This window comes from Alloprevotella sp. OH1205_COT-284 (assembly GCF_003859795.1).
GTDB lineage: Bacteria > Bacteroidota > Bacteroidia > Bacteroidales > Bacteroidaceae > Alloprevotella.
This window is the reverse complement of sequence record NZ_RQYI01000028.1, coordinates 19,241-30,449: the sequence shown is the minus strand read 5'-3', so window position 1 is coordinate 30,449 and position 11,209 is coordinate 19,241. Positions and strand designations below refer to the sequence as shown.

Below are 11,209 nucleotides of genomic sequence, written 5' to 3'. Positions count from 1 at the left end.
AAAAGTGATTGATTTTCATTGTTATAGCCTCAAAAGTGAAGGCAGCGGAAGCAAAAAACGATGTAAAGGGGAAACGCGCGCGTACGCGAGGGGAGGGGAGCATGGCGGCTTGGGATCGGCAAGATTTCTCTGCCTCCCATGTAAAACAAACGGGCTCTGAGGTAGAAATTCCTACCTCCCAATCCGTTCGCGCTGCCTCCATACTTTTTTGCCCGACGCCGTTGCAGGGTGCATCGCTTTCTTTTTCGGGCGGTGTGAAAAGTGCCGGAAAAACAAAGGCTCCAACACGTCGAAAACCGCTCCTTGAAGCCTGTGTCCTTTGCAAGGCCCTCTATGGGTGGCAGGGCATTTGGGAGGCATACGTTTGTTTTTCGGACAACAGTCAAAGGCGTTCCCTTTTTCGGGGAAAGATGCTCTGCTCGGACGGTGTGGCATTCGCCGATTAAAACTTTTGCGGAGGGTGAAAAAAACGGGAAATCGCTTGTCGCATCGAAAAACAATGGTTATATTTGCAAATGCCTAATCTACATGTGCTTGACAAGGAGTTGCCGTGTCGAAACCGAGCATGAAGGAGTCGGAGGGTTTGGCGAAACGGAATGGGCATTCTGCCCTGTTCGAGAACTCTTTTCAACAAAATCCGGTGAAGAAACGGTTTGTTCGGATGTGGCAGGCGACGAAGCTGTGGCGCATCGTGATCGGTATCCCCCGAAATGGTTATCGGATCGTGTCGGGAAACGTGTTCTTTTGACAAAAAGAAGTAAAAACGAACGATGTGTGGGATTAAAATTCACCACAAAAGGGGATTGCGGATATTTCTCTTTTGCGCTAACTTTGCCTTGCTTAACAAAGCCTTTCGTTTCGACGAGCGATGACGTGTGCGGCCTCTTGGCGGCAATGCTCTTTGAAATCATCGAAATGAATTGTGCCTCAATGAGCTAAACTCTAAACTCAATAGTTATGACAGGTATTTTTTATGGCAGCACGACAGGCAATACCGAAGCTGCCGCGCAAGAAATTGCATCTGCCCTCGGTGTGTCTTCCGATCAAGTTTATAACGTAGGAGAAGTCGGTGCCGACACAGTGGCACAGTTTGACACGCTCATCCTCGGTTCCTCCACTTGGGGCTGTGGCGATTTGCAAGACGATTGGTATGACTTCCTCGACCAACTCAAAGCGCAAGATCTCTCGGGCAAGCGCATCGCCCTCTTCGGCTGTGGCGACTCCGACGGTTATGCCGACACTTTCTGCGGTGCTCTCGCACAGATCTACGACGCACTCGCCGACAGCGGAGCCACTTTCGTGGGACAGGTTGATGCTGCCGGAATTGCCGCCACCGACACGGAGGCTTGCCGCGACGGAAAATTCGTGGGACTTCCGATTGACGATGCCGATCCCGAAGGCAACGCGGCGCGCATGGCAGCATGGGTGGAATCCGTCAAGGCTTAAAAAACATCTTTCCAACATATTCAAATCAGTTTAGTTTTTATGAAAATTGAAAAAATCGTAGCTCGCGAAATCCTCGATTCGCGCGGTAATCCCACAGTGGAAGTTGACGTAATTCTCGAATGCGGCGTGATCGGACGTGCTTCCGTACCCTCCGGCGCTTCGACCGGCGAACACGAAGCCCTCGAACTCCGCGACGGCGACAAGGGTCGCTACCTCGGAAAGGGTACGCTCAAAGCCGTAGAAAACGTGAACACCAAAATCGCTCCCGTGCTCGAAGGTTTCTCCGTGCTTGAACAACGCGCCATCGACCACGCCATGCTCCAACTCGACGGCACGAAAACCAAATCCAACCTCGGTGCCAACGCCATTCTCGGTGTTTCTCTCGCTGTGGCCAAGGCTGCTGCCGAATATCTCGGCATTCCCCTCTATCGCTACATCGGCGGAACGAACACTTTCACCCTCCCCGTTCCCATGATGAACATCATCAACGGCGGCTCCCACTCCGATGCTCCCATTGCATTCCAAGAGTTCATGATCCGTCCCGTTGGTGCTCCTTCTTTCCGCGAAGGTCTTCGCATGGGCGCAGAAGTGTTCCACGCCCTCAAAAAAGTGCTCCACGACAAAGGTCTTTCCACTGCCGTGGGTGATGAAGGCGGATTTGCCCCCAATCTCGCAGGCGGCACCGAAGAGGCTCTCGAAAGCATCTTGACCGCCATCAAAAACGCCGGCTACGAACCCGGCAAGGACGTGATGATCGGTCTTGACTGCGCTTCTTCGGAATTCTTCAAAGACGGCGTATATGACTACTCCAAGTTTGAAGGCGCACAAGGCAAGAAGCGCACAGCCGACGAGCAAGTGGCTTATCTCACCGAACTCGTTACGAAATACCCCATCGACTCGATCGAAGACGGTATGGCCGAAAACGACTGGGACGGATGGAAGAAGCTCACCGATGCTATCGGCAACCGTTGTCAACTCGTGGGCGATGACCTCTTCGTGACCAACGTGGAATTCTTGAAGAAGGGTATCGAACTCGGTTGCGGTAACTCTATCCTCATCAAGGTGAACCAAATCGGTTCGCTCACCGAAACGCTCGATGCCATCGAAATGGCACACCGTCACGGCTACACCTCGGTGACTTCTCACCGCTCCGGTGAAACCGAGGACGCCACCATTGCCGACATCGCAGTGGCCACCAACTCCGGACAAATCAAAACCGGTTCGCTCAGCCGCTCCGACCGTATGGCTAAGTACAACCAACTTCTCCGCATCGAAGAAGAATTGGGCGATTTGGCCGTGTATGGTTACAAGCGCATCAAGTAATCCGACCAAGTATTGAAAAAAGTCGTCGCGACGATCCGTGGTGGTCCGGTCGCGACGACTTTCTTTTTGCTTCAACGCATGGGCTGTTGAGCCACAGCATGAAAGGCTGCTAAAACAACGGTCGACCTCTCAATGACAAAAGAGGCCGACCGTTGTTGCGTTCAAAAGTATCGTGGGCGAAAAGGAGGTTTCGCCTCGTACTGATATGATTAACGAGTTTTCGTGTGGAGGGTGAGGTCAGTTCAACAGTTCTTTGACTTTCGTGCTAATGGCACGTCCGTCGGCTTGTCCGGAGAGGCGTTGTGTGGCCACCCCCATTACTTTACCCATTTCTTTGACGGAAGACACGCCCAGTTCTTCGATAATGGCACGGAGCGCGGTGGTGAGCTCTTCATCGCTAAGGGGGCGTGGCAGATAGGTGTCGATGACTGCCACTTCTGCCAATTCGGCTTCTGCCAAATCGGGGCGGTTTTGCTCGGTGTAGAGCTGTGCGGTGTCGCGTCCTTGCTTCGCCAGTTTGGCCAAGATTTTGAGGGCGGCCTCGTCTGTGAGTTCTCCGTTGTTGCCGGGAGCAGTTTTGGCCTCTATGAAGCACTTTTTGATGTTGCGCAGGGCTTGGGTGCGTACTTTGTCTTTGGCCTTCATGGCGGCCATAATATCGGCGCTGATTTGTTCGAAAAGCATAAGGCAGGGAGTTGTTGATTGTTTTAGGATACCGATAGAGGCGTTGAGGCAGGTTCAGAGAATAATTTCAAACGGTATGTCGGCATTGGAAATGTCTTGCAGTCGTTTGAGATCGCCGTCGCTCCGTTTGCAAACGGGCATGGCTTCGATTTGCGCCACAAGTTCCTCGTTGTAGAGATCGTTGTTTTTGAAAATATAGGTGCGGTGGTGCCGCGTTTTTGTGTTTTTTCCGCCGTAGATGGTCTCGATACGTCGTTCGCGTTGGCGTTCCATGGCCTCTTCTTCGGGAGTAGGATGATGAATGCCGTTTTCCTCGTCGGCCGCGAAGCTCTTTTGAAATCCCGACGCAAGAATGGTCACCCTGATCGTGTCGGTGAGCGAAGGGTCTTCGGCATAGCCGTATTTGGTGTCGACATCCTTCTGAAACTGCTTCATGAATTTGGCGATTTCCTCGATTTCTTCAACGCGCATGCTGTTGCCGGTGGCGTCGGGAGGAAAGAAAATGGCCATGCGGAGAGAGCGAGAACGGAATATGTCGCGATCGTTGAGCAGCGGAGAGTTGAGCGCGTCTTCTATCGCGTTTTTGATGCGATTGTCGCCACTGCCGGTGCCACTCGAAATGATAGCCACCTTTCCGCCTCGAAGACAAGTGTCTACGTCGGTGAAATCAAGATTGGAGATGCCGCGCATATGTACGATTTCGAGAATGGAACGCACGGCGTTGGTCAGCGTGTTGTCTGCCTTTCGGAAAGCGTTGAGCAACGAGAGGTCGGGATAGATTTCACGTAGGCGTTCATTGTTGACGATGATGAGTGCATCGACCTCTTGGGCCATGCTGTCTACCCCGTCGAGTGCTTTATTGATACGCACTTTTTGCTCGAAAAGAAAAGGTATGGTGACAATCCCGATAGTCAGAATTCCCTTTTTCATAGCCTCCTGCGCGAAGATCGGGGCTGCTCCCGTGCCGGTTCCGCCGCCCATGCCGGCGGTGATGAACAGCATTTTTGTCGAGTCGTCGAGCATGCTTTGCACCGCCTCTATGTTTTCCGTCGTCAGCTTTCTTCCGAGCTCGGGATCTCCGCCCACCCCGAGGCCGGGCCCGATTTGCAGGCGGTCGGGCACGGGGGAATCCTGCAAGGCTTTGGAGTCGGTGTTGCACACCAAAAAGCGAACGCCGGAGATGTTTTCGCGATACATGTTGGCCACGGCGTTTCCTCCTCCTCCGCCCACACCGATCACTTTGATAATGGAGGGTGAAGAGGAAGTATCGGTGGGAGAGATGAAGGGTTGGTCGGACATGGCTTGAAAAATCAATAGTGGGGGTTGATTTCGGGAATGATGGGCGGTATCGTCTTGTTCTTGATGTTGTTGAGGTATTCTTTGGAGCGTTTGCTGGTGGGGACGGCTTCGACAAGGGCAATGACCTCTTCGTTGTCGGTGTCTTCGGGCTCGAAGAGAAAGATTTTGTGGAAGCGTTTTTGTATGCCTCGTTTGTCTTTTCCGCCATAAAACGAGAGTCGGCGTTCGTCGCGCTCCTCTTGTCGCTCCACGGCCGCTCTGGCCTCAGCTTCCGACTCGGCCGAAAGTTTCTCTTCCATACCGGTCACGCTGTTGATGCCGAAGCCGGTGGCGAGAATGGTGATCTTCACCTTTTTGCCGAGCGTGGGATCGGTGTTCAAGCCGAATTTTGTTTCCACATCGTCTTGAAACGAAGACATAAACTCGTGTACTTCACTCACTTCCTCCATCATCAGTTCGGAGCTTACGCCGTCTTCCCCTTGACTGTCGTCGCAGAAGGTGATGGAGAGGAGTATTTTTTTTGAATAATAAATATCGTTGTTGTTGAGCAAAGGCGAGTGCAAGGCGTCTTCGATAGCTTTGGTCACTCTTCGTTCGCCCTCGCCGTAGCCGGTGGACATGATGGCCACTCCGCCGTTGCGCAACACGGTGCCGACGTCTTGGAAGTCGAGGTTGATGATGCCGTGCATGGTGATGATTTCGGCAATGGAACGTGCGGCCACGGCCAAAGTGTTGTCGGCACGTTCGAAAGCGGAACGAATGGTGAGATCGGGATAAATTTCTCGCAATCGCTCGTTGTTGATCACGAGCAGCGCATCGACCTCTTTGGCGATGGCCTCTACACCGTCGAGTGCCTGGTCGATTTTTTTGTTGCCTTCAAACCGAAAGGGAATGGTGACGATGCCGACCGTCAGTATGCCTTTCTTTTTGGCCTCGTGAGCGATGACGGGAGCTGCTCCCGTTCCGGTTCCACCTCCCATTCCTGCGGTGATGAACACCATCTTCGTGCCGTCATCAAGCATGGCTCGGATGGCTTCAATACTCTCTTCTGCGGCGATGCGGGCACGAGCAGGACGATTGCCGGCTCCAAGCCCTTCCGTGCCGAGCTGCAAGCGAACGGGAACGGGAGAGTCGGCTAATGCTTTGGCATCGGTGTTGCAGACGACGAAATTGATTTCCTTCATGCCCATGTTGTACATGTAGTTTACGGCATTTCCGCCACCGCCGCCGACTCCGATCACTTTGATGATGTTGGGCGTGGTAGTGGGAGTTCCCATATCGACGATGAGTTCTTCTTGGTCTAGCATATACTGTCGTAGAGATTTATGGATCAATGATAAGAGAATGTTGAGGAAAGGAGAAGGTTGAGCCTCGGATGAAGAGGGCTTATCGAAAGGCTAATCACCGTCCGATACAAAGTCGGAAACGGTGTTTTTCAACCTGTTGAGAAAAACAGAAAGCTTACCGGATTTTTTCGATGCGGATTCTGTCTGCTCTTGGTCTTTTGCTTCGGCATCGGCATTGGCTTCGGCATTGTCGTCGAGTGGCGGGATGTCATTGTTTTCTTGCTCTTCTCCGTCAAAGAGTTCCCACTCTTGATTGTCGCGTGCACCTCCGTTGCAGTTGATGTCGCCGTTTTCCACGATCGACAAAGCTACATTGAATGTGCCGTTTTCGTTGAAATTTCGCTCAATGCAGCTGATATTGCCCAATCGCGAAGGCGTTTTGGAAAATCGGATGTTCCAATCCTTGAAATGTTGTTCAAAGGACTTGTTGATGTTTTTGAGTTGCGCTCCTCCTCCGATGATATAGAGACCGTTTACGAGATTTTCGCGATTGAAGCCCGAAAAATCAATTTGATGTTTGATGTTTTGCACGATTTCTTCAACGCGTGCTTCAATGATTTCTGCCAATTCGCTTTGCAGTCGCTTCCGTCCGCCGTCGCGCAGAAAAATCGGTTCTTTTCCGTTTTCTTCGAGGTCTTCAAAGTTGGGAAATCCGGCATTTCGTTTCAGTTGCTCGGCCTCCGCCTCTTCGCAGTTGAACACGTTGGCAATGTCGCGTGTGATGTTGGCACCTCCGAGGGGAATGACGGCCAAGTGTCTGAGCAATTTTCCTTTATAAATGGCCACGGTGGTGGTTTCGCTTCCCATGTCTACGAATACGCAGCCCGATGTGCGTTCCTGCTCGTTGGTGACGGTTTGCGCGAGTTGCGTGGCGGCGATGGTGTGTCGAACGATCGTGATGCCCGCTTTTCGGAAACAGTTTTCGATTGTTTCGATGACCGTTGTGTTGCAAACGATGTTCAAAAAATGAGCCTTTACGCTGTCGGTCATCACGCCGATAGGGTCGGTCGTGGTGATGGTGCCGAGTTTGTATTCGAGGGGGATGGTTTCGATAAATGTGCGGTCGGCCGTTTGGTTTTCGCGATTGCTGTGAAGAAACTGGTTGACGAACTCCTGTGTCATGGTGACACGCTCGTTGTAAATTTTCTCGATGATGTTGGGCATGGATCGAATGCCCATGCAGTCAATCGAAAGATAGGCTTTGTCAATCTTTCGGTTGATGTTTTCCTCCAAGCGTTCACGAATAGTTTTGAGGCTGCTGATCATCTTTTCAGCATTAAAGACGCGTCCTTTACTGATGAAGTCAGTCGAAGGAATGGCCACGTGTGAAAGAACAGAAATCGTTCCTTCCGGCTCTTTGCGTCCCACGATGCCTGTTACTTTTGATGAACCGAGCACGATGGCTGCCACAAAGCTGGTTTCGAAAATTTCTTTTGGCATGTCTTGTCGTTTTTTGAGATTCTTGCTATGTTTTGAACGCTTGATTATTTGCAACCAATGACTTGGTTTTCAAAGGCGATGGAATATTCTTTGTAGCGATGCCACCCCACTTTGGGCAGTATCTTGTCGTAGAAGGCGCGCAGATTGCGCAGTTTCTGTTCGATGTGTTCGGGTTGTCCCAAATGCACGATCTGTTCGCCCACCCTCATGGTCAAATCAATGTTTCCGTCGGGACGGACGTGTATTTGTTGAATTTGGTCGTTCCAAAACTCGTTGTTACGCAGTATCTTTCCGAATGCGAGGAGTTTTTCTTTGGCAAATTTCTCGTCGATATTTCCCGTAGCCACCGCCAAATCCGCTTCGTAGCCGCGTGCGGCCATTGGGTTGCCTTTCTCGTCGATATAGTAGTCTTCGCCCGAATCGCTGAGAATGCGCAGGAGGGGCAGGTGTTGCTCTACGTAAATCTTGACCGCATCGTCGGGTGTCTTCATGCAAATGCAGTTTCGGACGAAAGGGTCGTCGAAAAGAAAATTTTCGATCTCCGCCAAATTGATTTGGTGGAAAGTTCGTCCGATGGGATACAATCCCTGTTTGCGCAACATCAGATCGACGTCGTCCTCGGTGATCAGCGTGGCTTGGGCACTGTCGGCAATGACAATCTCCACGCCCTTGCACTGCGCAGAATCTTCGTGGGTCGAAAATCTGACCACTACAAAGATAAGGTAGCTCGTCATAAGGAGCAGGAGAATGAGTTTTAGCGCAGTTCGCATGGTGTTGTGGGAAAAGGGTGAGCGGGTAGTGGCGGAGAGTGTTGGTAAGGTGTTGGAGAGTGAAGGGGAAGCCGTTTTTTACCGATGAGGCGGATCGGTCGCGGCGGTATCTCAGGATGCCGATTTGGAAAGGAGAATTTCGGTGAGGTGTCCGCAATAGTTGTCCACATCTCCTGCTCCGAGCACCACCAGCACGTCGAAATCTTCTTCGGCCACGATGCGCGGCAAATCTTCCTTGTGTGCCATGCGTTTTTGCATGTCGGGGCGAAGACGGTCGAAGATCATTTGTGAGCTTACGCCCTCAATGGGGAGCTCTCGTGCCGGATAAATGTCGAGCAAGATCACTTCGTCGAGCAGCGAGAGTGCTTCGGCGAAATCTTCGTGAAAATCCCGTGTGCGCGAGTAGAGATGAGGCTGAAACACGGCCGAAATCTTTCGTCCGTCAAATACCTCTCGGAGCGACAGCACGCTTTGTCGTATTTCGGCCGGGTGATGAGCGTAGTCGCTCAAAAACACGCACCGATCATTTTTGATTTTGAAATCGAAACGCCGTTCCACTCCTTGATAGGTCTTCATGGCGTGGCGTATTTCGTCGGCCGAAACTCCGGCGAGCTGCGCCAAGGCGCAGGCTGCGATGCCGTTGTCGATGTTGATGCTCACCGGCACTCCCGGTTCGATGTCGGTGATATTTTCGATCGGCGAAACGAGGTCGAACAGAATGCGCCCTCCGCCGATGCGAATGTTTTCGGCATGGAAATCGCCCTCGTGCCGTCCATACTCATAGCGTCGCACGCCGTCTTGCAGACGTTCCTCAAATCGAAGTCCCCGATGCACGACGAGTGCTCCGCCGGGACTGATGAGCGAGGTGTAGTGCGAGAAACTTTCCAGATAAGCCTCTTCCGTGCCATAGATGTCGAGGTGGTCGGGGTCGGCCGATGTGATCACTGTGGCAAAGGGGCGCAGGTGGTGGAAAGAGCGGTCGAACTCGTCGGCTTCGATCACCACATACCGGCTGTCGGGTGAGAGTAAGTAGTTCGTGCCGTGGTTTTTGGCGATGCCTCCCAAAAAAGCATTGCAGCCCACTGCGCTTTGATCCAAAAGATGTGCCGTCATGGCCGACGTCGACGTTTTGCCGTGTGTGCCGGCCACGCAGAGTCCTTGTAGAGTCTGTGTGAGTGTGCCGAGGACTTGTGCGCGTTTCTCTATGCGGAAGCCGCCATTGCGCAACCATGCCATTTCGCGGTGTTCGGAGGGAATGGCCGGTGTGTAGACCACGAGTGTCGTTTCGGGGTCTTTGCACTCATCGGGAATGAGCGCGGGGTCGTCTTCAAAATGGATCTGTACTCCCTCTTGGACGAGGGCATCGGTGAGTGCCGATGGCGTGCGGTCGTAGCCGGCCACGAAGAGGCCTTGTCGGAGGAAATAGCGTTCTAATGCGCTCATGCCGATACCTCCGGCACCGAGAAAATATACGGATTTGAATTGCATAAACAATCGTGTTGTGTGGGTGGGATCAAACTCGTGATGTTGCGACATGGGCTTCGGCAAGGCGAATGACCTCATCGGCAATGTCGGAGGCGGCATTCGGGCGTGCCAATCGCACCACCTGTTCCGACAGTCGTGCAAGTCGTTGTTTGTCTTTCACGAGGGCGATAGCTGTCGGGATGAGTGTTTCGACGGCGTCTGCATCCCTTACCAATAGGGCGGCGTCTTTTTTGACCAACGACATGGCATTGTGTGTTTGGTGGTCTTCGGAAACATTGGGCGAAGGCACCAAAACGGAGGGTTTCCCCAACAGGCACAATTCGCTGATGCTGGAAGCTCCCGCCCTGCTCACCACGAGGTCGGCGGCGGCAAAGGCCGTGGCCATGTCGGCAATGAACTCGGTCACTTGCAGATTGTTCGGACAACCCTCGGAGGCCAAGCGTTCGTTGATTTCGGTTTTGTAGTAGCTTCCCGTTTGCCACAAGAGCTGAACTTCTTGCTCCTTTGCTATGGCTGAGAGGTGTTTCAGCAAACTTTCGTTGAGCGTGCGCGCTCCCAAACTGCCGCCGATGATAAGGATAGTGTCTTTGTCGGGGGCAAGGCCGAGTTTTTCGCGTGCTTCTTTGGATGAAAGGTTGTGGTTGTTCAGATCTTGTCGGATCGGGTTGCCGGTGAAGAGGATGCGATCTTTCGGGAAGAAACGCTCCATGCCCTCGTAGGCCACACAGATGCGGTGGGCGCGGCGTGCGAGAATGCGGTTGGTCACACCGGCAAAGGAGTTTTGCTCCTGTAAAAGGGTGGGTATTCCCATGTCGCCACACACGCTGAGGGTGGGGCCGCTGGCATATCCTCCAACGCCTACCGCCACTTGCGGCCGAAATCTCTTTACGATGCCTTTGGCCTTTTGTTTGGCTTTTCGGATTTTGAGCAGCACGGCGAAGTTGCGCCACAAGCGTTTGCGGTCGAAGCCTTCGATGGGCAATCCTTCGATTTCATAGCCTGCGGCAGGGACGCGGTGCATTTCCATGCGTCCTTCTGCGCCGACAAACAAGATTTGTGCTTCGGGGCATTTTCTACGTATTTCGTTGGCAATGGCAATGGCGGGAAAAATGTGTCCTCCCGTTCCGCCACCGCTGATGATGACTCTGAGTTCGTTCATGTTTGCGATCCTTTCGGACACACGTCGGTGGCCTATAATGGTAATTTGAGCAAAAGTAACGAATTATTTTTGAGAAGAGGAGGATTTACGAATAAAAAATAGTAAACATTTTCGAGAATTTGTCCCGCGTCGGCGGTTCTTTCGGAAATCGACGGTCGTCTTGGTTGGAAAGGGGGTGAACGATGGTCTGTTTCGCGGTTGCGACGGCGCGGAAAATAAATCGGCCGGCATGCCCGAAGCGTTATCTGTCGGTTTGA

At 52.5% G+C, this 11,209-nt stretch carries 9 protein-coding genes; 2 read left to right on the top strand and 7 right to left on the bottom strand.

The genetic code is table 11. From position 1 onward, the window contains the following. Nucleotides 1–957: 957 nt before the first annotated feature. Together EII14_RS07335 and eno are read left to right on the top strand one after the other, a co-directional pair. Nucleotides 958–1,446 (top strand): flavodoxin, encoded by a 489-nt coding sequence (locus tag EII14_RS07335; protein ID WP_124931890.1) that lies wholly within the window; start codon nt 958–960, stop codon nt 1,444–1,446. Nucleotides 1,447–1,485: 39 nt separating this feature from the next. After that, complete coding sequence (gene eno, locus EII14_RS07330; protein WP_124931889.1) at nt 1,486–2,769, top strand: phosphopyruvate hydratase; 1,284 nt, start codon at nt 1,486–1,488, stop codon at nt 2,767–2,769. Between the two features lie 237 nt (nt 2,770–3,006). Here eno and EII14_RS07325 read toward each other — a convergent pair whose 3' ends face one another. From EII14_RS07325 to murG, 7 genes are all read right to left on the bottom strand, one after another. Further along, entirely contained in the window at nt 3,007–3,453 is a 447-nt protein-coding gene (locus EII14_RS07325) for a GatB/YqeY domain-containing protein (RefSeq protein WP_124931888.1), read from the bottom strand. A 54-nt stretch (nt 3,454–3,507) separates the two neighbouring features. Then, nucleotides 3,508–4,752 carry a cell division protein FtsZ gene (locus EII14_RS07320; RefSeq protein ID WP_124931887.1) on the bottom strand — a complete coding sequence of 415 codons (1,245 nt, stop codon included), beginning with the start codon at nt 4,750–4,752 and terminating at the stop codon, nt 3,508–3,510. Nucleotides 4,753–4,763: 11 nt separating this feature from the next. Further along, complete coding sequence (gene ftsZ, locus EII14_RS07315) at nt 4,764–6,059, bottom strand: cell division protein FtsZ (protein ID WP_124931886.1); 1,296 nt, start codon at nt 6,057–6,059, stop codon at nt 4,764–4,766. Nucleotides 6,060–6,149: 90 nt separating this feature from the next. Continuing rightward, complete coding sequence (gene ftsA, locus EII14_RS07310) at nt 6,150–7,538, bottom strand: cell division protein FtsA (protein ID WP_124931885.1); 1,389 nt, start codon at nt 7,536–7,538, stop codon at nt 6,150–6,152. Between the two features lie 44 nt (nt 7,539–7,582). Next, a complete protein-coding gene (locus tag EII14_RS07305; RefSeq protein ID WP_124931884.1) occupies nt 7,583–8,308 on the bottom strand; it encodes a cell division protein FtsQ/DivIB in 726 nt (241 codons plus the stop codon). 111 nt (nt 8,309–8,419) lie between these two features. Next, a complete protein-coding gene (murC, locus tag EII14_RS07300; protein ID WP_124931883.1) occupies nt 8,420–9,796 on the bottom strand; it encodes a UDP-N-acetylmuramate--L-alanine ligase in 1,377 nt (458 codons plus the stop codon). 25 nt (nt 9,797–9,821) lie between these two features. Continuing rightward, the gene (murG, locus tag EII14_RS07295) at nt 9,822–10,952 is read right to left on the bottom strand and encodes an undecaprenyldiphospho-muramoylpentapeptide beta-N-acetylglucosaminyltransferase (protein WP_124931882.1); all 1,131 of its coding nucleotides are present in this window, start codon (nt 10,950–10,952) and stop codon (nt 9,822–9,824) included. Nucleotides 10,953–11,209 lie beyond the last annotated feature (257 nt).

What these genes read in the sequence shown, in the direction of transcription:
- EII14_RS07305 (WP_124931884.1), bottom strand. Translation starts at nt 8,308, where the DNA reads ATGCGAACTGCGCTAAAACTCATTCTCCTGCTCCTTATGACGAGCTAC.
- murG (WP_124931882.1), bottom strand. Translation starts at nt 10,952, where the DNA reads ATGAACGAACTCAGAGTCATCATCAGCGGTGGCGGAACGGGAGGACAC.
- ftsZ (WP_124931886.1), bottom strand. Translation starts at nt 6,059, where the DNA reads ATGCTAGACCAAGAAGAACTCATCGTCGATATGGGAACTCCCACTACC.
- EII14_RS07325 (WP_124931888.1), bottom strand. Translation starts at nt 3,453, where the DNA reads ATGCTTTTCGAACAAATCAGCGCCGATATTATGGCCGCCATGAAGGCC.
- eno (WP_124931889.1), top strand. Translation starts at nt 1,486, where the DNA reads ATGAAAATTGAAAAAATCGTAGCTCGCGAAATCCTCGATTCGCGCGGT.
- EII14_RS07335 (WP_124931890.1), top strand. Translation starts at nt 958, where the DNA reads ATGACAGGTATTTTTTATGGCAGCACGACAGGCAATACCGAAGCTGCC.
- ftsA (WP_124931885.1), bottom strand. Translation starts at nt 7,538, where the DNA reads ATGCCAAAAGAAATTTTCGAAACCAGCTTTGTGGCAGCCATCGTGCTC.
- murC (WP_124931883.1), bottom strand. Translation starts at nt 9,796, where the DNA reads ATGCAATTCAAATCCGTATATTTTCTCGGTGCCGGAGGTATCGGCATG.
- EII14_RS07320 (WP_124931887.1), bottom strand. Translation starts at nt 4,752, where the DNA reads ATGTCCGACCAACCCTTCATCTCTCCCACCGATACTTCCTCTTCACCC.